General features: G+C 35.2%; 22 protein-coding genes. 1 reads left to right on the top strand and 21 read right to left on the bottom strand.

Going from position 1 to position 24,058, the window contains the following annotated elements:
- Positions 1 to 142: 142 nt before the first annotated feature.
- From AB6B24_RS03345 to pcrA, 16 genes are all read right to left on the bottom strand, one after another.
- Positions 143 to 730: a hypothetical protein gene (locus AB6B24_RS03345; RefSeq protein WP_311919000.1), complete on the bottom strand. Its 588-nt coding sequence runs from the start codon at positions 728 to 730 to the stop codon at positions 143 to 145.
- Between the two features lie 48 nt (positions 731 to 778).
- Entirely contained in the window at positions 779 to 1,750 is a 972-nt protein-coding gene (locus AB6B24_RS03340; RefSeq protein WP_047206234.1) for a choloylglycine hydrolase family protein, read from the bottom strand.
- A gap of 162 nt (positions 1,751 to 1,912) precedes the next feature.
- Entirely contained in the window at positions 1,913 to 2,671 is a 759-nt protein-coding gene (tpiA, locus tag AB6B24_RS03335) for a triose-phosphate isomerase (RefSeq protein WP_029343862.1), read from the bottom strand.
- Positions 2,672 to 2,801: 130 nt separating this feature from the next.
- Entirely contained in the window at positions 2,802 to 3,653 is an 852-nt protein-coding gene (locus AB6B24_RS03330; protein WP_003132077.1) for a MurR/RpiR family transcriptional regulator, read from the bottom strand.
- A gap of 61 nt (positions 3,654 to 3,714) precedes the next feature.
- On the bottom strand, positions 3,715 to 5,667 hold the full coding sequence (locus AB6B24_RS03325; protein ID WP_311919001.1) for a glucose PTS transporter subunit IIA: 1,953 nt from the start codon (positions 5,665 to 5,667) through the stop codon (positions 3,715 to 3,717).
- A gap of 34 nt (positions 5,668 to 5,701) precedes the next feature.
- A complete protein-coding gene (murQ, locus tag AB6B24_RS03320) occupies positions 5,702 to 6,595 on the bottom strand; it encodes an N-acetylmuramic acid 6-phosphate etherase (RefSeq protein WP_311802607.1) in 894 nt (297 codons plus the stop codon).
- Positions 6,588 to 7,649 carry a DUF871 domain-containing protein gene (locus tag AB6B24_RS03315; RefSeq protein WP_311919002.1) on the bottom strand — a complete coding sequence of 354 codons (1,062 nt, stop codon included), beginning with the start codon at positions 7,647 to 7,649 and terminating at the stop codon, positions 6,588 to 6,590. Before AB6B24_RS03315 ends, murQ begins: the two co-directional genes overlap by 8 nt.
- 158 nt (positions 7,650 to 7,807) lie before the next feature.
- On the bottom strand, positions 7,808 to 8,779 hold the full coding sequence (locus tag AB6B24_RS03310) for an L-lactate dehydrogenase (protein ID WP_311919003.1): 972 nt from the start codon (positions 8,777 to 8,779) through the stop codon (positions 7,808 to 7,810).
- Positions 8,780 to 8,876: 97 nt separating this feature from the next.
- Positions 8,877 to 9,779 carry a bifunctional riboflavin kinase/FAD synthetase gene (locus tag AB6B24_RS03305; protein WP_311919004.1) on the bottom strand — a complete coding sequence of 301 codons (903 nt, stop codon included), beginning with the start codon at positions 9,777 to 9,779 and terminating at the stop codon, positions 8,877 to 8,879.
- A 30-nt stretch (positions 9,780 to 9,809) separates the two neighbouring features.
- Positions 9,810 to 10,799, bottom strand: a complete 990-nt coding sequence (gene truB / locus AB6B24_RS03300; protein ID WP_311919005.1) for a tRNA pseudouridine(55) synthase TruB — start codon at positions 10,797 to 10,799, stop codon at positions 9,810 to 9,812.
- A gap of 139 nt (positions 10,800 to 10,938) precedes the next feature.
- Entirely contained in the window at positions 10,939 to 11,631 is a 693-nt protein-coding gene (locus AB6B24_RS03295; protein WP_311919006.1) for a hypothetical protein, read from the bottom strand.
- 171 nt (positions 11,632 to 11,802) lie between these two features.
- Complete coding sequence (locus AB6B24_RS03290) at positions 11,803 to 13,311, bottom strand: flavocytochrome c (RefSeq protein WP_311919007.1); 1,509 nt, start codon at positions 13,309 to 13,311, stop codon at positions 11,803 to 11,805.
- Between the two features lie 164 nt (positions 13,312 to 13,475).
- Positions 13,476 to 13,934 (bottom strand): VOC family protein, encoded by a 459-nt coding sequence (locus AB6B24_RS03285; protein WP_153241433.1) that lies wholly within the window; start codon positions 13,932 to 13,934, stop codon positions 13,476 to 13,478.
- Between the two features lie 77 nt (positions 13,935 to 14,011).
- On the bottom strand, positions 14,012 to 14,584 hold the full coding sequence (locus AB6B24_RS03280; protein WP_033899458.1) for a DNA-3-methyladenine glycosylase I: 573 nt from the start codon (positions 14,582 to 14,584) through the stop codon (positions 14,012 to 14,014).
- A gap of 46 nt (positions 14,585 to 14,630) precedes the next feature.
- Positions 14,631 to 15,098: an 8-oxo-dGTP diphosphatase gene (locus AB6B24_RS03275; RefSeq protein ID WP_003132061.1), complete on the bottom strand. Its 468-nt coding sequence runs from the start codon at positions 15,096 to 15,098 to the stop codon at positions 14,631 to 14,633.
- 19 nt (positions 15,099 to 15,117) lie between these two features.
- On the bottom strand, positions 15,118 to 17,394 hold the full coding sequence (gene pcrA / locus AB6B24_RS03270) for a DNA helicase PcrA (RefSeq protein ID WP_311919008.1): 2,277 nt from the start codon (positions 17,392 to 17,394) through the stop codon (positions 15,118 to 15,120).
- A gap of 156 nt (positions 17,395 to 17,550) precedes the next feature.
- Between pcrA and AB6B24_RS03265 the strand changes: the two genes are divergently transcribed.
- Positions 17,551 to 18,327, top strand: a complete 777-nt coding sequence (locus AB6B24_RS03265) for a rhomboid-like protein (protein ID WP_153241431.1) — start codon at positions 17,551 to 17,553, stop codon at positions 18,325 to 18,327.
- Here the strand turns inward: AB6B24_RS03265 and AB6B24_RS03260 are convergent.
- The 5 genes from AB6B24_RS03260 to AB6B24_RS03240 all read right to left on the bottom strand — a co-directional run bounded on the left by AB6B24_RS03260 (position 18,272) and on the right by AB6B24_RS03240 (position 23,992).
- Positions 18,272 to 18,901, bottom strand: coding sequence for a DUF998 domain-containing protein (locus AB6B24_RS03260; RefSeq protein WP_311802600.1), 630 nt, complete (start codon positions 18,899 to 18,901; stop codon positions 18,272 to 18,274). The genes AB6B24_RS03265 and AB6B24_RS03260 overlap by 56 nt on opposite strands.
- Positions 18,888 to 21,653: a phosphatidylglycerol lysyltransferase domain-containing protein gene (locus AB6B24_RS03255; RefSeq protein WP_311802599.1), complete on the bottom strand. Its 2,766-nt coding sequence runs from the start codon at positions 21,651 to 21,653 to the stop codon at positions 18,888 to 18,890. The genes AB6B24_RS03260 and AB6B24_RS03255 overlap by 14 nt, the downstream gene beginning before the upstream one ends.
- Positions 21,654 to 21,757: 104 nt before the next feature.
- Complete coding sequence (locus tag AB6B24_RS03250; protein ID WP_311802598.1) at positions 21,758 to 22,477, bottom strand: XcbB/CpsF family capsular polysaccharide biosynthesis protein; 720 nt, start codon at positions 22,475 to 22,477, stop codon at positions 21,758 to 21,760.
- 41 nt (positions 22,478 to 22,518) lie between these two features.
- Complete coding sequence (locus AB6B24_RS03245) at positions 22,519 to 23,019, bottom strand: hypothetical protein (protein WP_311802597.1); 501 nt, start codon at positions 23,017 to 23,019, stop codon at positions 22,519 to 22,521.
- Between the two features lie 226 nt (positions 23,020 to 23,245).
- Entirely contained in the window at positions 23,246 to 23,992 is a 747-nt protein-coding gene (locus AB6B24_RS03240) for a class A sortase (RefSeq protein WP_195935387.1), read from the bottom strand.
- Positions 23,993 to 24,058: the final 66 nt, after the last annotated feature.

The following is a 24,058-nucleotide window of genomic DNA, read 5'->3' as shown; positions in this document are numbered from 1 at the left end:
CCATATTTATTATTTTAAAATACAAAAATTAAATATAAAATACGTTTATATCTTTATATTTTATTATAAATTACTTTATTTTGCAATTTTATATTAGAATCGTACTTTATCTTAAGGCTTAAATTATAAAAAAAAGTACTTGTCAAAGTACTTTTTTATAATTTAAGTATTTTCTTCTTCCTTCAATGAGGAATAACATTGTCAAACTAAGCAAGATGAGATAAATTGGAAAAGCAACTTCTGCGAAATTCCAATGATGAATCTCTGTAAAACTTGTTGATGCAGAAAAAAGACTACCTAAAAACAAGAAACCATTTTCTGTTTCGGGATACTTCCAACCTTTTAACATGGTAGGTAATGCGGCTAGAGCATCTGATAATATCGCAAGAGATATCGCAACATTAGGATTTTTAGTCAAATACCAAGCTACTAAGGCCAAAATAGAAACAAGGCCACAAATATAATCAAATCTTTCAATTCTCCAATAAGCTACTTTGTTAAATGACGAAACAATAAAAACTAAAATTGGACCAAAGCCAGCCATAAATACGGGTAAACTTGCCCAAGAAACACCAGTTGATAAGGATGCTGCTGTACTAATCAATGGAGCAATTCCCCAAATTAACCAAGTAATTTTATTTGGTTTAACTCGACCACGCAGACTAGCGATAAGATAAGTAGTTGTAAAAGATATTGAAATAAGTGCGCCTAAAATAACGATGAGATGCATTAAATTCTCCTAAAATAATTTTGTTTTCATTATAACAAAATCTTAAGATTATAATTCATCTGGGAAACGATAGACTTGTATACTTAAATCATCATACGTTTGTAAGTAAAGTCTGCGACTGTTCACTTCCACAGCACTGCGATAAACAGTATAAGTCCCTGAGCGGCCTTCAGACTTTGGAACTGTAACACCATTTAAAATATGCCATGCTTCAACAATATTTTGCTGTTCATCTTTAGGATACACCGCTCTTTCTTTGTAAATAGCTGCTCGAATAAATCGAGCTGTTGGTGTGAATCCTCCAGGAAAAACTGGTTTCCCATTGAAACTTCCTGTCGAAATTTGGTTAGGATTATCATTTTTTACTGACAGATTTTCTAATGATGAATTACTATCCTCATTTTTACTGACAGAAGTATTTTCACTTTCTGTCAGTAAATTGATATCCATATAAGTCCTTAATTTCTGGACTTCATTCTCAAATTTAGGAGCATTTGTAACCACACCAATTGGATTATCTGAAATGACCAATCGTCCACCATGCGGTTCAATATTAATCATTTGTCCGCTTGGATCTGTCGCAGAAAAATGTAAATCATTACGTCCAAATTTGTAGATTGCATTTTCATCAGTCATCAACTGTACATTATCAATATTCTGACGAACTTCTTCAATTGAACGGCAATTTCCCAGCAACCAAAGCAAAAACTCAAAAGCCGCAAGTTGAACTTTTCCCTTCTCTGCTTCTTTAGCGTAATCTGACTGATTTGAAAAAGTTAGTTTTTGCGCCGCCAAGCCATATTCATTTACTCCATCTGAAATATCAGCATGTAATCTCATTTCGCTATTTCCGACGCCAAGGATAGCATATGGATTAATCATTTTTTGATTGTTATAAACGCTTGTCCATTCATAATTTCTTGGTAGAACAAGGGCAGCGGCATTAAAAGTATGCCAATCCATTGTTCTAGCAAAAACCAATCCACCGTCACTTGACTTTAGTTGAAAACTGGTACACATTTTTCTCCCCTTAATTAATTTGTCATCTCTTTATTTTATCAAAAGTTTTACTGATAGAGATACTAGCAGAACTATAAACTTCAATCCTATGACAAAAACTAAAAAATGTACGAAAAAAGTACTGACAGAAACAGTACTTTCATTCAACCCATAATTATAAAATTATTTGTACATTTCAAGCAATGCAAGGAAGCTATCAGCTTCAAGTGAAGCTCCACCAACGAGGGCACCGTCGATGTTTTCTTTAGCCATCAATCCTTCGATTGTTTCAGGTTTAACTGAACCACCGTATTGAATACGTACAGCTTCTGAAACTTCTTTTCCGTAAAGTTTTTCAACTGTTGAACGAACAACACCACAAGTTTCGTCAGCGATTTCGTTTGTTGCAGTTTTACCAGTTCCGATTGCCCAGATTGGTTCATAAGCAATAACCAAGTTTGAAACTTGTTCAGCACTCAAGCCAGCAAGACCAGCTTCGATTTGACCTGAAACCCATTCAGCTGTTTTTCCAGCTTCAAAAGTTTCCAAAGTTTCACCACAACAAAGGATTGGAGTTGCTCCAGCAGCGAAGATTGCTTTTGCTTTTTTGTTGATGTCTTCGTCAGTTTCGTGGAAATATTCACGACGTTCGCTGTGACCGATGATGATGTATTCAACACCTAAATCAACGATAGCAGCTGGACTATTTTCACCAGTGAACGCTCCAGCATTTTCAAAGTAGCTATTTTCAGCAGCAAGTTTCAATTCTGAACCTTGACGAAGGTAAGCCATAGGAGCGAGGAAAAGTGCAGGTGCACCGATAACTGATTCAACTTTATCAGATGAAGGCAAGTTATTTTTTACAGCTTCAACAAAAGCTTGCGCTTCTGACAAAGTTTTGTTCATTTTCCAGTTACCGGCGATAATTGGTTTACGTGACATTCTAATTCTCCTTATAGGGCGTTTAGGCCTCTTAAATTTTGGACTTCAGTCCATCTTTTACATGGTCTATTTTATCACATTGTGAAAAAAATTGCAGAAATCAACTCATCATTAATAAATTTCAATCCTGTCACTTTTTTTCCAATAATTTTATAGCATCACGTGTTTTTTCCAACTTGTCATAACTTTCTGTAAAATGCTCTGATACATACATATAAAAAAGAATGTCAACAACATAAAGCTGAGCCATCAAACTCATTGTTGCAGCAGTCCGCATTTGATAATCTTCACCAGAAACAGAATGAAGAATACAATCAGCCATTTGTCCCAAGCTTGAATTTTCCCGAGAAGTAATTGCAATAATGGGGATTTTCATATTTTTCACCACGCTTGCAAGTTCCAGAACTTCTTTTGTTTCCCCCTTCATTGAAATTCCAATGAAGATTGTTTTTTTATTAGAAACAGAAAGAGAGGAAACAAATAAATGGGCATCTTGAATAAAGATAACTTGCTTGCCAATTCGACTAAACTTTTGAAAAATGTCCTGAGCAACCATTGAAGATGCCCCAATTCCAAAAACAAAGATATTCTCAGCAGCATCAATTGAAGACACAGCTTCCATGATTTCATCATCCAACAGAGCAGAATTTGTCGTCTCTACCATGTGATTTACCCGGACTTTGAGTTTATTCTTAATTGAAGTAGGTGATTCAGAATCATTTACTTCCTTGTAGTATTCTTCATCATCTACATGAGCAGCATACGAGGCACTCAATTTTTGTTTAAACTGGGAGAATCCATCATAACCTAACTTTCTGGAAAATCTTACTAAAGCCGCAGAGGAGCTACCAATTTCTCCAGCCACTTCTTGCGCACTTTTTTCTAGCATTTTCTCTCCGACTTCAAAAATATAGTCAGCTATTTTTTTCTCAACTGTCGTAAAGCTAGAATAATTTTGCCTAATGATAAGTAAAGTATCCATTTAACCTCTCCGTTCTTCCTTAATTATAACAAAGAGGTTGGTATAAACCAACCTCTAACTTTTATGCTTTTACTGTTATAATCTCTTGACCTTTACTTATTTTCCCACCATGACTGATAATAATTTCTCGATAAGTATCAGAATTTGTGATAACCACAGGTGTAATTATAGATAAACCTGCTGCTTTTATTTTTGAAAGATCTGCTCTTACCAGTAAATCTCCTTTTTTGACACGATCATTTTGCTTAACGAAACTTTCAAAAGCTTCACCATTTAAGCCAACAGTATCCATTCCAATATGAATAAGAATTTCAACACCGTCATCACTAGTCAAACCAATCGCGTGCTTAGTTGGAAAAACTGTAGTAACAACTCCAGCGACGGGCGAAACGACATCTCCATTATCTGCTTCAATGGCTACTCCTTTACCCAACATTCCGCTTGAGAAAACTTCATCCTCAATTGTAGAAAGTTCTTTCACATTCCCCTCAAGTGGTGATGCGATTGTTGAACTAGAAAATTCTGGAGTTGTCACAACACGTAAAGTAGGTTGAATAGTTTCCATTTGGACTGATTTCCCATAATTATCTGCTTTTTCTTTTGCATCTTTAGGAATACCAAAGAGATAAGTAGCAATAAATCCACCAATATAAGCACCCAATAGTCCAAGAAGATAAACCCACCATTTGCCATTAGCAATAAGTGGAAGGAGAGCAAGGCCTGAAGGGCCAATAGCAATGGCTCCAGCTTGACCTAATGAACCGATGATTGCACCACCGATCCCCCCACCGATACAGGCAGTGATGAATGGACGACCAAGTGGTAAGGTAATCCCATAAATTAAAGGTTCACCAATTCCTAAAATTCCTACTGGAAGAGCACCTTTAACAAGTTCGACAAATTCTTTATCTTTTCTCAAACGAAGCCAAAGCGCAATCGCAGCACCAACTTGACCAGCTCCAGCCATTGCAAGGATTGGTAATAATTGTGTTGAGCCTGTTTTAGCAATCATTTCTAAATGAATAGGGGTTAAGATTTGATGTAAACCAAACATAACCATTGGTAAGAAAAGTACACCCAAAACAAAGCCAGAGAAACCACCACCAACTTGAAGAATAAAGTTAATTGCCCCGACTAAACTTGAAGAAATAACTCCCGCTACCGGCATAATGGCAAAAATCTCCGCAAAACCAATGACCAATAAACCAATGGTTGGTGTCACAATAATATCAATTGAGTCAGGAATAAATTTACGTAGTTGTTTTTCTAAAATCGATAGTAACCAAACAGCGAAAATTACGCCAATAATTCCACCTTGTCCTGCCGAAAGTGCACTTCCATTAAAGATATTTTTCAATGGTGCTTCTGGGTTCATTCCTGTGAGCAAGGAAACCGCACCGATAACACCACCAAGCGAAGGTGTCGCTCCAAATTCTTGAGCTGAATTAATTCCGACATAGATGGCTAAGTAAGAAAATATTCCAGATTGAATAATTTTTAAGACGGTAATAAACTGGGTCCATGTTGCGGCATCTAAGGTACCAGCAGTGACTAAGTTTCCTAAAACAGAAGCCAGCCCACCAATCAAACCGGCACCAACAAAAGCAGGAATCAATGGAACGAATATTTTAGAAATCGTATTAAGAACCGCTTTAAATTTTGAAGGCTTATTATACTTTTCTTTAGCTTCCGATTTTGTTTTTGCCATTAAATCATCAATTGATTGACCTTCAGCACTTGGGAAAGTTTCTCCTAACCTTACCCCAACTGTCTCAACCATTGCTTGAGCAACTTTATTTACAGTTCCAGGTCCGATGACAACTTGTAGTGTTTCATCTTCAACGACACCCATCACTCCATCAATTGCCTTTAAACCAGCTAAGTTAACTTTTGAATCATCAATAATGGTCATCCGAACACGAGTCATGCAATGAATCAATTTTTTTACATTTTGTGTTCCACCAACATTTTCATAAATCTCTCGTGCAATACGAGCTATTTTTTCTTCTGCCATTTTTGCTCCTTCTCCTACCTTAAAAGGTAAATTCTTAATTCAGAGTATTTTTCACAAAACCATTTGCTCTAACAAGCTTGGTTTTTCCTTCTTCTGCTGCACAATCAGTTAATAACATGACAATTGCAAGTTTAACATCTTGATCGGCTTCAATGAATTTTTCTTCGGCTTCTTCATAAGTACAATCTGTCGCTTGCATAATAATGCGTTTACTACGCTCAACTAATTTTTCATTTGTTGGTTTAACATCCACCATCAAGTTATTATAAACTTTACCAATCCCAATCATTGAAATTGTTGAAATCATATTCAAAATTAATTTTTGAGCTGTTCCCGATTTTAATCTTGTTGAGCCTGTTAAAAATTCTGGTCCACAATCAACTTCAATTGGAAATTCGGCATGTTTTGAAATTTCAGCATTAAGATTACAAGAAAGGCTTGCCGTTTTAGCACCAATTTCTTTAGCGTAATCTAAAGCTCCAATTACATAAGGAGTCCGACCACTAGCAGCGATTCCTAAAACAAGATCAGTCTCATTCAAATTCAAATCAATCAAATCTTGTCTTCCAAGTTCAAGACTATCCTCAGCCCCTTCGACAGCAACCGTCATTGCTTTGTCACCACCGGCAATTAAGCCAATCACTTGGGTAGCTGGTACGCCAAAGGTTGGGACACATTCAGCGGCATCAAGTACACCTAAACGACCACTTGTTCCAGCCCCCATATAAATCAAACGCCCACCTTTGTTAAAGGCTTCAATCGCTGATGAAATAACTGGTTCAATACTTGGAATTGCTTCTTCAACTGCAAAAGCAACTTTTTTATCTTCATTATTCATTTTAACAAGTGCTTCTGCGACAGTCATTTGGTCAAGGTTAAAAGTTTCGTCATTTCGTCGTTCTGTTGTTAGTGTTGATAAATCAATCATTATTTTTCTCTTTTTCTATTTTAAATTTTTGTCCTGGACCAATAAAAGAAATAAGTTCTAAATCTTCTTTAATAATATTTCCCACAACATTTACTTTTTTATCTGCTGGCAAATTCCTTTTAGTAATTTGAATTTCGCCCATATAACGACCATATTCAAAATTATCAATAGTAATTGAGCCTTTTTTTCTCTCAATTGTATTTTCTGGACTTATTTCAGAAATTTCATTGAAGCGGGCCTGAGCGCTGCGGACCACATCTCTAGCATCATCTTGTCTATTTTCATGCTCACCGAGAACTTTAGCAAAATCACTTGTTGCTTGGGTTGCTTGCAATACAAGTTCCCTCTTTTGAAGATATTGGTTAATCTGCCAAGCTGTTCTTGCTTTTAAGCCTCCATCCCCAACATAAATATGATCTATATTTATAGACTCCATATCAAGTAAGGAGGAGAGTGGATGTTGATAGCGGTGCGCTTCAAGGGTTGGTAATCCTTCATATAAAGGATGGCGTAGAGAATCATCTCCCGGAATAAAGGCCATAACTTTAAATGAATTTCTTTTCAAAAATTCATTTTTTCTAAGAAAGCTCTCCCGAGAAAGGCCTGTTTCTGGTCTTGGGTAATAGTTGTGCCAGGCTTCAAGCTGATTAAAGTTTGCCTTGTTTTCTTTTAACTCGTCAATATCTTCTTGCCTAATTGTACTGGCATTTAGACTGACAGTCATTTTTTGACTAACTTGCGCAATTGTCTCATTGCTGATATGATAATCCATTCTGAGACCAGTTACTCCAAGTTCTTGAAGTTCTTCTACTCTATCAATAGAAAATCCAGCTTTTTCTAAAGCTTGACCTGAAATATCAACCATAAGTTTCAAATGATTCTTTTTAGCAGCTATTCCTAAGTCTATTAGCCTTTTTTTATATAGACTTGCTTCATCCTCGGGAATATGCATCGATGTGAAAATCCCTTTAAAACCATGATTAGTCATCTTGTCAATATATAAATAGTCCTTTTCATTCAAGTCCCTATTCATAAAAATTGAAAAACCGTACATTTTTTATCCTTCCGAAATATTATTTCCTGATAACGTATTCATTATAACTTAAAAGAATTATTATTTCAAGTATCAATTTAATCTTTTTTTATTTTGAAATATTATTTCATTGTTTTGTATAATAAAAAGAATAAATTTCTTTATTCTTTTTATTATACTTACAAAGTACATTTTTCTCTAATTGAATCAAAATTCTCTTTAAGAAGAACCGTTGAAGCTTTAAATTTTTCTTGCTCTTCTTGAGTTAATTCTAACTCTAAGACCGCTCGAACACCTGTTCTATCAATAATTGCAGGACTTCCTGTATATAAATCGGACTGGCCATACTCTCCTGTCAAATGGGCAGAAACTGGCAGAATCACGCTTTCATTTCTAAAAATTGCTCTTGTCAAACGAGCTAATGAAGCAGCGATTCCGTAAGATGTATTTCCCTTTTGCATAAAGATGTCCAAACCTACTTCACGAATTTCTTGGTCAATTTCATCAAAGGTTGGAAACTCTGGATTAGGATATTTTTTGAGCCACGTTGTTAATGGAATCGCACCGACTGTCACATTTGACCAAGCGGCAAAACTTGATTTCCCATGCTCAGCTAAAACATATCCATGAATACTTTTAGGATTAATTTGGAGTTTTTCAGCAACGATTTGGCGCATCCGACTAGTTTCTAAAAGCGTTCCTGTCCCTATCACACGATGTTTAGGCAAGCCAGATACTTCTGCAACAACTTGAGCAAGGACATCAACTGGATTTGATGCGACCAAGAAAATACCATCAAAACCTGCATCCATTGTTTTACGAGTTATATCACGAATCATTTCGACATTATTTTCTAATAACTGTAGGCGATCTGGATTTTTTCCGAAAGTTGCTGACGGAGCATTAGCAGACAAAACAACAATATCTGCATCAGTAACATCTGAATAATCAGCAGCATAAATATTTTTAGGAGCTGCATTTAAATAAGGAAGCGCATGAAGCAAGTCCAAACTGTTGGCTGAAGCTTTACTTTTGTTGGTATTTATTATTGCAATTTCGTCTGCTAAATCATCAACAACTAAATTATGAGCATAAGTACTCCCTACGGCTCCAGCTCCAACAATTACAACTTTTTTGTTATTAATTTTCATCTCTTTTCATCATAAAAAAACAGCGGATGTCATTTTGACTCACGTTGTTTTTCTACTCCCCTTCCAAATCTCTTTTCCTAATTTACTTACAGTTTATTTACGCTTTGAAATCACGAGCAATTTGCTCATCTTCTTTCATTTGTTTAATTAATTGATCTATCCCATCAAATTTAATCATATCGCGAATTTTATCTAGCCATAAAACAGTCAATTTCTCACCATAAATTTCTCCATTAAAATCAAAAATATGAACTTCAACTGTTTTTTCAGTCCCATTAAAAGTATCGTTATATCCAATTGAAGCAAAGCCACGATGACGTTCTCCAGCAAAAATGACATCACAGGTATAAACTCCAACAGCTGGCAAATGAACGTAATCTTTAATTACTAGATTTGCTGTTGGATAGCCCAATTGTCTTCCGCGGGCAAAGCCATGAACAACAAGGCCTCTTGTTTCATAAGAATAACCTAAAAGTTTATTTGCTTGTGCAATATCACCTTCTTCAACTGCTTTTCTAATCCGTGTCGATGAAATTTTTCCATGTTCATCCGCTTTTTCCGGCATGATGACCACACGGTAGTCTTCCGTTGACTTGAGATTTTTCATATCAGAGCCTGTCGTATAATCAAATCCTGTAATCACCACTTTGGGATTAAATCTTTTGACGACACTTTCTGCAAATTCAGTTGAAGTCTGGTGAGCAAAATTAGAAGTGAAATCTTTAAATACAAGGTAATCTACTCCATTTTCAGCAAAAAGCTCTGCTCGTTTTTCATCTGAAGTTAATTTCAAAAGCATTTCAGGCTCAAATTTGTTGAAGGTTAATGTTGGTTTTTCCGGAAAGGTAAAAACAGCTATTTTTAAATTCAATACCGCCGCAATTTTTTTAGCTTCTGTAAAAAGACTTTGATGTCCTCGGTGTAATCCATCAAAATAACCGAGGACAAGGATAAGTTCTTCATCAAATTTTAGTTCATCATTAAATTCTAATATTTCCATTTTTCTCACTTTGGCTCATATTGCTAAGAATTAAACCAATACTTTATTTGGTTTCCAAATTCCTGCTTTTTCTGGATGTTTCATGTAAACAGCAACTAATTTATCATCATAAAAGGCTGCAAATTTATCTCTTGTCAGTTCTGACAAGTCTGTCAGTAAAAATTCACTTTTATTAGATTTACTGACAGGGCTGTCAGTAGTTTCATCTGTAACCCAATCATCCTCAGCAAATTTTTTTCCAACTCGTGCCATTTCAAACTGATCAGCAGTCAAATTTACTCTTGGCAAATCACTGACAGCATATTCTGCTGGGTACATTAAGCTAGAAAGCTCTCCTGCCTCCATTGCTACTTCAATATCTGAGAGTTTGACGGCATCTTTAATCATCAGTCCATTACTTGCTGTTCTTTGCAATTTTGACATATGTCCTGCGTAACCAAGTTGCTCTGCTAAATCTACTGCTAATGTTCGGACATAGGTTCCTTTGCTGCACTCAACTTTGAAAGAAAAGCTTACCAAACCTGCCGCTTCATCAGTCATCACGGGACTTGTTCTGACAAATGATTTGATTGTAATCTCTCTTGCCGGACGGTCAACTGTCTGACCAGCTCTGGCATATTCATACAATTTTTTTCCGTTAATTTTTACAGCTGAATACATTGGAGGAATTTGCTTTATTTTTCCAATAAAATTTTTCATTACTGAGTCAATTTCAGACCCTGTCAGCTCCCGTTCTACTGGCGTTTTACTAACAATTTCCCCGTCAGCATCTTCGGTTTCCGTTGAAAAACCAATCGTAACTTCACCTTCGTAAATTTTACCTGCCGCTTCCATATATTCTAATAAACGCGTCGATTTCCCAACGGCCACTGGCAAAACCCCTGTCACAGAAGGGTCCAAAGTTCCACCATGTCCAATTTTTTTTGTTTTTAAAATACCACGAAGTTTGGCAACAACATCAAAAGATGTCCAGCCCGCTTCTTTATAGACATTTAAAATGCCATTTAAATTTTCATTCATCCTGAAAATTATAGCATTTTTTGACTAAAAAATCACTTACAGTCTTTATGATTGGTCCTTTCCATAAAAAAATTACTGACAGAATGTCAATAATTTCTCTGACTAAAAAAGACTGACCAAAGTCAATCTTTTATTATACTTAATTTCCCGTTGGAACTTTTGTGGCGTTTATTGATTTGATTTGTGAACTACCACTATTGAGCGAAGCATCCGAACCATATTTAGCTACAAGTTGCGCACCTGTCAGTGTTTCTTTAGTTTGCCATTGAACCATTGGCCATGGATCCTGTGCCATTCTTAAACCTGTCTGCGTTGGATCAGGAACTTGTAAATAATAGGTTCCATCAGCATTTTGTTGAATACGTGCTGTATTTTGGATAACATTTACAGGGTCAGAATATGTTGATACACCATTTGAACCTACATTTACAAGATAAGTTAAGTAAGATTCTCCAGTATAAACATCAAATTTACCTTGAGCATTATTAACCCATTGAGCATAAACCGCATCTTGCTGCTTTCCAGTTAGAGCTGACCAACTTTTTGGAGAGTCAGCACTTGAAGACGCTGAAGTTTTTGAACTACTTGAAGCGGAAGTTGATTCTTCAGTTGAATCACTCGTTGTACTAGCGCTTTGTAACTTACTACTTGTACTCTTACTCACTTTTGTTGTGCTAGTTTGTGCAAAAGAGGCTGACTTATCATAAGTTTTATGAGGATAAAAAACTTGATAAGCAATGATTCCGAGAGCAACTACTAAAATGACTGCCAAACTGGCAATTGCAATGACTTTTTTGCTGTTTTTTGAACTCGGTTTTGAATGTTTTGCCATAAAAAGCCTCCTTAATAAAGATTGAAAAATACTTTTTTTTATAATTAAATTATACTTAAATTTCTTAAATATTTCAAAGAATCTATCCGTATTTAATATTAATAATACAAAAAATTACTGACAAGATTCTGTCAGTAACTTTTATTCTCAATAACTACTTATTAATAAATATTAATTGCTTGTTTTAGCATAGGCCGCAGATTGAGTTCCAGCTTGTCGTCCAAAGATAACAATATCAGCAACAGCGTTACCACCAATACGGTTACCACCATGGAGGCCACCTGTAACTTCTCCGGCAGCATATAATCCTTGAATTGGACTACCATCTTTTTTCAAGACTTGAGTATTTGTATTAATTTTTACCCCAGCCATTGTATGGTGAATTCCTGGAGCCACTTTAATGGCATAATACTTACCTGATATTTCAGTAGTCATTCCTGTTGTACGACCAAAGTCTTCATCTTTTTTAGTTGATACAGCTTTGTTCCAACCATCAATTGTTGAAGTCAGTGTTTTTTCATTAATATCGAGCTTGTCAGCAAGTCCTTTGATACTGTCAGCTTCAACGACCATATCTTTAGACATATACTGTTCAACCGCTTTTACTTTATCTTTAGTTCCTTCTCCAAAAATAACATAAGAATATTTTCCTGGTTGTTTAAGTTCAGCAGCAGAAACTTTATCACGAGTATCCATTTCATTAAAGAAACGTTTTCCTTTTTGATTTACAAGAATCGCCCCTTCACCACGAATTGATTCTGAAACAAGATAACCTGTTTTTTGGAATACAGTTGGATGAATTTGAATTTTATCCATGTCAACTAATTGCCCGCCAAGTTCTGAAATCATAGTAATTCCGTCACCAGTTGAACCAGCGGCATTTGTTGTCACATAATCTTTAAGGTCAGGACGATATTTTGCAATCATTTTCTTATTTGCACCGAATCCACCTGTTGTAACAACGACTGCTTTAGAAGAAATATCTTTAGTTTCCCCCTCAATCTTAACTTTAACTCCAGATACTTTACCACCTTTTTCAGTAATTTTAGTAACATCACTATTTACAAATAAGGGAATATTTCGTTTGGTTATATTTTCTTCAAGACCTTTTACTAAATAACCACCAACTGCTGAACCATCATGTGGTCGGTGAGTTCTTGAAACTGACATCCCCCCTGTCGTAGTTAAATTGTCTAAAACAATCCCATTTGTATTTAACCAATCAACAGCACCAGCCGAGTGGTCAACAAAATAACGAAGGAGTGCCTTGTCATTCGTACCGCCACCACCTTTGAGCGTTTCTTCATAAAATTTATCATTTGAATCAGCGACACCTTGTGCTTTTTCGACTGATGTTTCTGATGCGTTCAAACCAGCTGAGGCTTTTGAAGTATTTCCACCAGCGATTGGCATTTTTTCTAAAATGACTGGATTCATTCCAGCATCCTTTGCTTCAATTGCTGCAGTCATTCCAGCTCCACCAGAACCAACAATAATCACATCGTATTTATCACTTAAAGTAGAAGGGTCAGCATAGATGTTTGATTTACTTGCACCAGCCGAGGTTTCAACTTTCTGAGACGAACTTGATTGTCCTTTTGTATTCTTTGTATTACTCCCACAAGAAGTCAAAGAGAGGCCCACAAGCGTTAGCAAGCCTAGTTTAGTCCAAATTTTCATAAATTACTCCTTTTGTGTTAAAATTCACATAGTTATTATAACAAATTTTTAGCAACTTTCCAAATATCTATAAAATTTTTAGCTGTCATTAAAAATATTTTCAGAATAAATCACAAAAAGTACTGACAGAATCGTCAGTACTTTCTATTTTTACTTATAAAGATTTATGAGTTCGATTGTAACTTAGAATAAGGCTGAGCATGCAGCATCCAACGCACCCCGTATTTATCAGTAAAATCACCCATTTTTCCACCCCAGAATTGATTTTCAAAAGGTAAATTTACAGTGACTGTCCCTGATTCAACAGCCTTGTCCCAAAAAGCATCTGCTTGTGAGACCGCTTGTTCGTCTTCCGAATCTAAATCAATTAAAATTGAAATGGAATCATAAACAAGAGGATCAACTTTCATAAAATTGTCCGCAGCCATAATGGTTGAACCTAGAATGTCAAATTGAGAGTGCATTGTTAAATCGGAAGCCTTCTCGATTGGAACTCCAAATTGTTCAGCTTGTTCTTCAGCCAGAGGCATTCGTGAAATATTTGTCGCTCCAAGAACTTCTTTATAATAATCTAATGCTTCCTTCGTATTATTAAAAGTAAGATAAGGGTGAATATTAGCCATAGTAAGCTCCTTTTCTGATAAAATTTTATAGTAATTACAACTTTAATACTATAACCAGTTTACCACAAGAAAGCGCTTCAATCCATTAATTCTGCTTGTCTATAACAATAATCTGCGTGGTCATTAATCACTCCTACAGCTTGCAAGAAAGCATAGATAACCGTTGAACCTGTAAATTTAAAACCACGTTTCTTCATATCTTTACTCATTTTGTCAGAAAGTTCATTTGTTGCTGGAATTTCTGACTCATCATTAACTTGATGCTGTAAAACTTTTCCGTCAGTAAATGACCAGATGTACTTATTAAAGGAGCCAAATTCTTTTTGAATTTCTAAAACTTTTTGAGCATTAACAATCGCAGCTTTAACCTTTAATTTATTTCTGATAATTCCCGCATTTTGTAAAAGTTCTTGTTCTTTATTCTCGTCATATACTGCTACTTTTTCAATTTCAAAATTATCAAAAGCTTCATAAAAATTTTCTTGTTTATTTAATATTGTTGCCCAAGAAAGCCCTGCTTGATTTAAATCAAGGACCAATTTTGCAAAAAGTTCCTGATCATTATGTAAAGGGACTCCCCAATAAGTATCATGATAATGAATCATTTTATCAGTTGACAAACACCAATTACATCTTCTTAATTCAGTCATTTCCTACCTCAATCCAATCACTTTACATAATATTTATTATGCAAAATCAATAAAATTTCTTTTCCCAATGCTCTCCATCAATCTCATAAACAAATTCTGAGTAAGTTGAGTGAAGCATCATGTCTGCCATTTCAAGAAAACTACTTGCAAGATTCAAATTTGCTAATTGATTAATATCTTGCCAGAAAACTTTACCTTCATCCGTTTCATTAATTAATTGACCAGAGAATTCTGTTGTTGAATAAAGAAAAACCATATATCTTCTGTTCTTCTCAGGTTCAAACCAATCCTTAACTCCACAAAGTTTTAAATTTGTGATATCAAGTCCAGTTTCTTCCTTAATCTCTCTTATTGTTGACGGAACAAGAGCCTCACCTTTTTCTAGATGTCCTCCGGGAAAAGCAATTCCAGTCCATGATTTTTTACGCTCTTGAACAAGAACTTTATGATTTTTTTCGTCAATAATGGCACACATATTTGTCAATTCGACTTGTTCTAACTCATGATAAGTCATTATTTTTTCACTACTTTTTCTATTTTTTCTCAATTGGAGCCATTGCTGCTAATAAACGTTTCATTCCGACTTCTGGGAAATTAATCTTGAGTTCCATATTTTTACCAGAACCAGAAATCCCTAATACCATACCTTCGCCCCATTTACGGTGAATCGCTGTATCGCCAATTTGCCAATCTTCTGTTTCAGAATTATTAATCGTCGCTTGAGCTGCAGTTGGATTAATGACTGCTTTTCTTTGATGAAGCGCATCTGACATCGAAATCCCACTGGCAAAACCACCAGATTTATAAGAAGCATTGAAGCTTGAATTTGCTTTACGAGCAATCCCAGCGTATTCTAGTAATTCATCATCAATTTCCGAAATAAAACGGCTGGGACGATTATAATTCGTTTTACCATAAAGCACACGTTGATTGGCATTCATTAAGTAGAGCGTTTCTTCTGCCCGTGTAATTCCAACATAAGCCAAACGACGCTCTTCTTCTAACTCATCAATATCTTCATTTACCCGTGATAAAGGAAAAATGTTTTCTTCCATTCCAATTAAGAAAACAATTGGAAATTCCAAACCTTTTGCCGCATGCAGGGTCATCATTGTTACTTGGTCAGATTCTTCCTCATAGGCATCTGTTTCAGATAGCAAACTAACTTCGTTAAGGAAACGGCTCAACTTATCTAAACCAGTTTCAACAATTGGCTCTCCCGTTTCTTCATCTAGAGGAATTTCTGATTTTTCATCAAACCCTTTAGTTACTGACAAGAATTCTTCAATATTTTCAATTCGTGCTTGATTTTCGATACTTGGCATCATTTGCAAAGCTTTGACATAACCAGTACGTTCTAACATTTCTTCAACTAATTCTGTGATTGTTGAACTTTCACTATGGGTTCTCAACAAATCAAAGGCCATTGCCAAATTATAAATCTCACCAGCCGCTTTTCCACGAATATCGGATAACATAATATCAAAACTTGAATCTGCTAAAGAAAGTCCACGACTGTCAGCAAAACGACGTAATTTTTCTAATGCCCCCGGACCGACTCCGCGTTTAGGTTCATTAACAATTCGTTCAAAACTCATATTATCCGCTGGATTTGCTACTACATTTAAGTAAGCAATAACATCACGAATTTCCTTACGTGAGTAGAATTTAGTTCCCGCAACCATTGTATAGGGAATATTAGATTTAACAAAAGAATCTTCAATTGTCCGAGACTGAGCATTAGTCCGATAAAGCACAGCATAGTCAGCGTAAGAACGTCCGGAACGAATGCCTGATGTGATAATTTCAGAAACCTTATTTGCTTCTTCTTGTTCATTTCCAGCGCGGAAATAAACAATCTTATCTCCAGCATCATTTTGCGTCCAGAGTTCTTTTGGTCGACGTTTTAAATTATTTTTTATAACATTGTTTGCTGCATCAAGAATTGTTTTTGTTGAGCGGTAATTTTCTTCAAGCAAAACAACTTTAGCTTTTGGATAATCTTTTTCAAAGTCTAAGATATTTTGCATATCTGCTCCGCGCCAACCATAGATTGATTGGTCAGCATCCCCAACGACACAGATATTTTGAAAACGACTGGCTAAAAGTTTAACCAACTGATATTGCGCATGGTTGGTATCTTGATACTCATCAACATGAATATATTGAAATTTCCCTTGATAGTAAGAAAGGACATCCGGGTTTTCATCAAAAAGGCGCAACGTCTGCATGATTAAATCATCAAAATCCATTGATTCTGCTTTTCGTAATTCTTTTTGGTAAATCTTATAAACACGCGCAACAACCATTTCGTATGGATGTCTAGCGCTTGTTTGAGCTTCATAAGCTGATTCATCTAATAAATCATTTTTAGCATTTGAAATCGCATTTAAAAGCCCTTTGGGCTCCCATTTTTTAGGATCTAAATTAGCTTCTTTCAAAATTCGTTTCATCAACGATTTTTGGTCCCCTGGATCTATAATTGTAAAATTACGATTATAACCAATATGGTCAGCATCACGCCTTAAAATTCGTACGCACATCGAGTGAAAGGTCGCAATTAATGTATCTTGTGCTCTTGGAGTAAGTGATAAAGCACGCTCCCGCATTTCTTTTGCCGCTTTATTTGTAAAGGTAATTGCTAAAATATTCCAAGGATTAACCATTTTTTCATCAACTAAGTAAGCAATTCGATGAGTTAAGACACGAGTCTTACCCGAACCAGCTCCTGCCATAATCAATAAAGGCCCTTCCGTAGTTTGGACCGCTTCTGCTTGTTTTTCGTTCATTCCTTGTAATAGTGGATTCATTTTATTCTCCTAGCTGCAAATCATTATTAATTATATCATAAGTAAATCACTTAATGCGAGCCTCATATAATCTTCTATTTTTATGGTCTAAGCCTAATAAATATGCTAACCCCTCCATAAGCTTTAATGGTATAATAAAAAGAAAAGGAATAAATTATGATTTTTTTATCAACTGTATTAATTTTATGTTGTACTTGGTATTTTTTTAAATTTTTAGCTCATTTTTCTCGTAAAATTCACGATGAGGTTCGGAAATTATCTGTCTATACTCATTTTCTTTCAAAATGGCTTCAGTCAGCTCCTGCAACATTTACCTATACCGCCATTTTTTGCGCTTTTACGCTAGTTCAAAGAACTGCACCGCAACACTTAATTAACATTCTAACGAACCATTCTTCAACAAGTATAGCCAGAGTTTCTGATAAACCAATCTCTACTTTTTTTGATAGTGCTTTTTGGGTTGCGGATAATGGAGCAGGTCTCCTCATATATGTAGCCATTTTTTGGACGATTATTGCTTGGGCAGAACGAAAATATGGTTCACCAAGAATGATTGTCATTACATTATCCGGTCATATTTTAGCCAGTCTCACTACTATTTTTCTTGAACTTTGGGCAATAAATAGCGGACGTGCTCCCAGTTCTTTAGCAATGGCAACTGATGTGGGTGTTTCATATATTTTAGTTGCTGGTTGTGCTGCTGCCATCCTTATAATGAGAAAACGAATGTTTTATATTGGACTTATAATTTTAGGACTATTTATCTTACTTCCATTATTCATTGAGCATAATATTTGGGATATGGGTCATCTATTTGCGGCTTTTTTTGGTTTTATCTCTGCTAGATTACTTCTTAAATTATCACCTGTGCGTACGGTCAGTTCTCCTTACGAACTTCTTTTGAAGTGCCGTTCAGAACTCTCCAACAAATAAAGACTAACCATATACCACCAAGCACCCCATTAATCTGCTGACCAAGAGGGCCTACTAACTGAGGAATTGCACCCGCAATGAAAGAAAGCAAAGTTGTAATTACAAAAGCAATGACCAAAAGGAAAACAAATTTATTTCGATAAACTAAAAACGACAAAATCACTCCTGTAAGAATAAATAATAAGGCTAAAACGCTCAATCCGTCATGTAAAAAGAGTTCAGGTGCTTTAAATGGATTGGGAATTCCCTCACTGTGAGCAATATCAGCATATGGAAACATTGTAGCTAAGCCTGTTGCTGCACCAAATCCCGCAATCGAAAGAAAAATTATGAGAAGACGTTTGTCTTCTCTTTCATTTTGTTTAAAAAGTCCCCACGCAAGTATCAAAGAAAAACAAGCGAAAAGAATATCTGTTAACGTGAATAATTGATGATAAGGTTGATCAAGTGCAGAAAGTCCACTCAATAGACTTGAGTTAACTACTGTTGGATTTAACCAAAATGCAAGAATCCAAGCATTGTACAATAAGGCAGCACAAATAGCAATAATGATTAAGTAATTACTTTTTTTCATTTTCTGAATCTACTCCTAAATCAGCTGCTTCAGTTGGCAAATAGAACTCTGCCATTGCAAAAGCAGGCAAACCATAACTGAGCGCTCTTTTTAACTCTGGCAAAGCATCTTCATTAGCTTCAGGGTCTGGAAAAACTTCTGATAAATCCATTAGAACCTCGTCTTCAAGTAGATTACTAAGAAGGTTCTTTAAGGATTCAATTGATTGATAAGCCCATAAAACTGTTACTTTTGAATTCTGAATAGAAAATACCTTATCATATCCTGCAGCCATTGCCAAATAATCCTGCTTATCTACTTCAACAAATCTGTTTGATAGCAAATCTCTTCTAATTCTTGATAAATATTCTGTCCGTTCAATAAATTTTGTATGGTCTATTTTTTCAATATCTGTCAGTTCTCTTAGTGTTTTAGAAAGCATTTTCCATGAGTTAACCCGTAGACTCAATTCACCTGTTTGCGTGCGCATCAGATTTCCTTTAACCAATACTCTATCACCAACGGTCACATCTTTTTTCCATATTGCAAAATTTTCTAAACGATTCTCTAATTCAGCATATTCATTAAGAGTGTCACGTTTTATAACCAATTGAATTTTTGCTTGATTATCTATCAAATCTGCAAATTGCATTGCGCCTCGGCCACGCAAACTAATTAACTTCCCATGAATGCTATATTCTTTTTCATCAAATTCGTCAACTGATTCAAATTTATTTCTAAGAGTTTCTACTGATTCTGTTTCGCTATCGGGAAAACTAAATGGTGGAATGCCATTTTCTCTAAGATCATTTAATTTTTTTAGATAACTGTCATCATGACCAGCTTCATTCAATAATTCCAATCGTTTATTTTCTTCAAGTCGATGAACCTTTTTGATGAAATCTGATTTTTTCCACCAGCCATTTTCTGTTCTAGGGTCATAATCTCGTGAAAAGAAACTTTTGATTTTAGAAAAGATATTCGTCGGAACAAATCCTTCAGCTTGCCCAATTGCAAAAAGAACTGAAGTAAGAGAACCGCCATTGTCATAACAAATATAACGCGTTCGCCATTCTGGCAAGTAAATATCATTTGAACGATAAAGTGATTCCAATTGATACCAACGTGAAAAGAATTTCATTACAGTTCGTGCCGCTTTATCTAAGGCATTGGCTTGCAATGTTTCTCCGTTAATGAAGAATTGCCGTGCTGCCGCAAAGTTTAAACTAATTTCGCTTATCTCTTTTTCTTTAGCTGCTTCTATCAAACTACTAATCATGAAAGTGACAGTTCCATTCATTGCCTCAGGAGAACGTCTCATTGTATCAAGTGACAGTTTATCTGACCCCACTGGAACGAAGGATAAAATTCCTTGAACTTTTCCAGCAGCATCGGATGCTGTTACAATCATTATTTGTTGGTCTGTTGGATCACCAAATCGACTTGAAGCCATTGAATAACCACGTTCATCACCATTTCGCCATTGTTCTGTTAACTTGGTTAAATCACTAAGTTCTGTAGCAGGAATTTCAGCCTGGCGACGAATCTTGACTTGATACTTTTCTCTTTTTGCACGACGCATAACTTGTGCCACATCATGCATTGCTGGATTTTCAATAGAAAAGTCACGAACGATAACAACCGCTTCATCCCCGAATACAGTTGCGTTCAGCCCTAATTGAGCGTACATTTTTGCTCCTGCTTCAGAGGAGCCGATAACGCCTGGTGTCCAGCCCTGAGCTCGTGCAAGGTTGAGAAATGCTTCTCCCGCACTTTTCCATGATTTTTCATCTCCGATTGGGTCTCCGCTGGCTAACAAAACGTCTCCAAAAAGATGATAAGTAATGGCAGCTTTTTTATTTTTAGAAAAGATAGCTTTTTTATCTCTGCGAGTTGCAAAGTAAGCTAGAGAGTCGTTATCTCCATAATCTAAAATTAACTGACGGATGGCTAATTCTTGCTTTGCATTTGCTGAAAGTTCCTTTTGAGTTGAACGCGTAAAACTGAGAAATGCACTAATAAAACCAAGAAGCATAATGACTGAAATTGTACTACTTACCCAAATATTATTCCCTGAACTATATGGGAAAATTTCCTGACCAAAAGGAAGTAGGTAACGGAAATCACTGACAGATTCTCTAAAAACGTAAGCAATTCTTTGAGCTAAGGATACAGAACCATGGAAAGTTAAAAATGAAACGATTACTCCACCAATGATAGAGCAGACAAATCCTACAGCCGCAATAATTATACCTTTCCACCAAGTACCATTCACAATTTTTGTTGGGAAGGCATTTCGAGATAAAATCATTAATATCGCTGTCGCGAGAGAAACAACTACTCCGAGAATAACAAATAAAAGTGAGAAGATAGAAAATTGTGACATATCAAGTGCTTCTTTGGTCACAAGTCCAAAGAAATAGGCCAATAAGAAAATAAGACCAAATGCAACAAAAGCTAATTGGAAATAGATAATTTCTATCCAAAGGGCCAATCTTCTCCGGTGTCGAATTGAGCTTGCTAAAATAAATAGAACAATTGCATTAAAAATACTAAAATCGGTAGGAAGGGCAAAAAGATAGAGGAAACCAGATAATAGTTTTTGAACAGGAGGCATCAACCAGCCGACAATCCCAACTATTAAAGCGTAAATTGAGGCAAATTGTAATAAATGCCCAAGAAGTTTTGCAGACTTATCCTGCCATGCTTTTACTCGTTTTAATCTTTGTTTTACCTTATCTTGCTTAACTTTAGCTGATTTTTTATTTTTCATAACTTCCTTCTATCAAATAACTTTTATCCAAAAATAATTAATATATGTCGTTATCATATCATTTTTTCAATATTTTTTCATCCATTTTTATATTCGGAGGATAATCAAAAACCTTGATTATTTACAAGGTTTTTTTCATCTATCGTATTCTCTATTGAATCGCATCCATAAAGAAATTCATTAATTTTCATCAAGAGCAGGGGGATATTACGATTTACAAAATCTCCATGCATTTTCCCACCATAGGGCTGATAATCAAATTGTTCATCTGTCAACTTCATACGATAAGTTTTAAGTGCTAACTTCCAAGTTTTTAACTGAATAATAAATGGATAAGTAATCAGAACTTGAGGGCTTGTTATTACTTGTATTTTTTCAGTTGATAAATTTGTTTTTTCCAATAATTGATTGAGCTTATCTACGAATGAAACAGGAATACAATCAAACATTAATTGAACATCAGCAGATTGCAACCAGGGACTACGATCTACGACAGGATCCATTGATACAAGTGCATAATTTCCAAGTAATCCATGGTAAAGTGCTCCCATACCCCCGCGGGAAGAACCGGCACATAGTATATTCTCCCTAAGTATTCCTTCTTCTTTGGCTGTTTTTTCAATGAGTTCTTGGATATTTTGTTCGTAATCTTTAAAATTTGGGGTATTAAGATAATAAGAGCCATTAATTAAATTACTATCTGCAATTCTTAATACCACTGTATTTTTAGCAATAGAGCCTGTAATTCCTTCAAAAGTGTTAGGAAAGAAGTTTTCCCGAGCATTCCCGTGATTGTAGCTCAATAGTCCTGGGAACCAAACCAAAAGTTTTTTAGTAAAAAAATCAGGCTGGTTTTGCGAAAGCTCTAAATCAAAAAAACTCCTTTATATTGCTTTAATCCAATTTCTAAATCTTTTCTCTTAACAGCGTAAGCTCGACCGGCATAATAACCGTCAATGGTTTTATCTTCTAAAAGAAGCTGACGTAATTTTTCATTTGCCACTGACCCTGTTTCCATACATGCTGCAATTAAATCATTTTCAATCGGGCAAAGGCTATCAAAATAATCATAACCGATTAAATCAGTAGCAATCAAAGCAACTTGAAAATGTTCCATTCCTGGACGAAGCAAATGACTTTTTTGCATTTTTTCTATCTGACCTTCAAAAATACAAGTGACGTGCCCTTGACTATCTAAAATTAATAGCCGCTCATTTTCAATTTTCCATGTTTGTTCAAAGTCACTATGCATTCCTTTTATCTTACCATCAGGTTCAAATGACCAGATTCCCCATTTTGTATAGCTTGGCAATTGACAAAAATAAAATATTTTCCCCAGTAAAAAATTATATAATTCTTTATTCATTTTGTTTTTCCCTTTTTGTTTAATTTATGATGACTATTGCATTTGCTTTTATGATTTTAACTATAATTTTATAAGATATATCTTTATTTTCAGTATGTCATTTAAGTTACTTACTTTTACTTTATTTTACAATAGAATTATACTCCTATTCTTATTTTTAATCAATTACTTTGAAATAAAAAAGTCCCGTGAGTTTCACGGAACTTTTTGATTTAGATTTCTTAAATCAGAAATTTTTAATTTGATTATATTTGGTTTCAAATGCATTTTTCATGGTATCAGTTGCTTTATCATAAGATGTCTTATCTACAAAAGTTCCATGTACAATGATTCGATGAGTTGCCTCAGCATCAGCACAGGTTACTAAAGTGATTTCTTTTTTACCTGGACTATCATTGATTACTTCAACATGTTCTGGCGTCACTACATCAATCTTATCAATTTTATACTGATAAATATTATCTTTATCAGTCACATAAATCGTCATTCCTGCTTTTGCTTTCTCTAACGGAGTGAATAAAATAGATAAGTCAGAAGTAAATCCAGTCATATTATGACCAGCCAAACTATAGTTACCTTCACCCATAACTTCGTCAGCTTTCATTGTTCCCGCTCCATATAAAAGTGAAGTATTTCCAACCCCTTTAAAAATAGGAAGATTGATATTTAATTCGGGAATTGCAATACCACCAATTACAGGTAGAGGTTGACTATTAAACTGGTTAGTAAGGACTGATTGAAAATCTACTGATTTTACCGCAGCAAAATCAAAACTTACATCAGCTTTCTTATTTTTTTCTATCTTTTCTTGTGAAACATTATGAAGTTGATATTTATTACTATTTGTTGCAATCAACATGTTACGAATTGGCTTATTAAAAATTAAGACTAATCCTACTATAAATAAAAGAGCAATAAATGTATTTAACAGCCAATTATATTTTCCTCTTTTAGTTTTTTTACGCTCTGCCATTTTGCCCACCTTGTCTTTTTGTGTACTCTTTTTATTTATTGTACCATGCTTTAAGTTCCGAGTCAA

Source organism: Lactococcus sp. AK05 (assembly GCF_041026685.1).
In the GTDB taxonomy this organism is placed as follows: Bacteria; Bacillota; Bacilli; order Lactobacillales; family Streptococcaceae; genus Lactococcus; species Lactococcus lactis.
The sequence above is the reverse complement of the archived record's forward strand: the minus strand, read 5'-3'. Positions and strand labels throughout refer to the sequence as shown.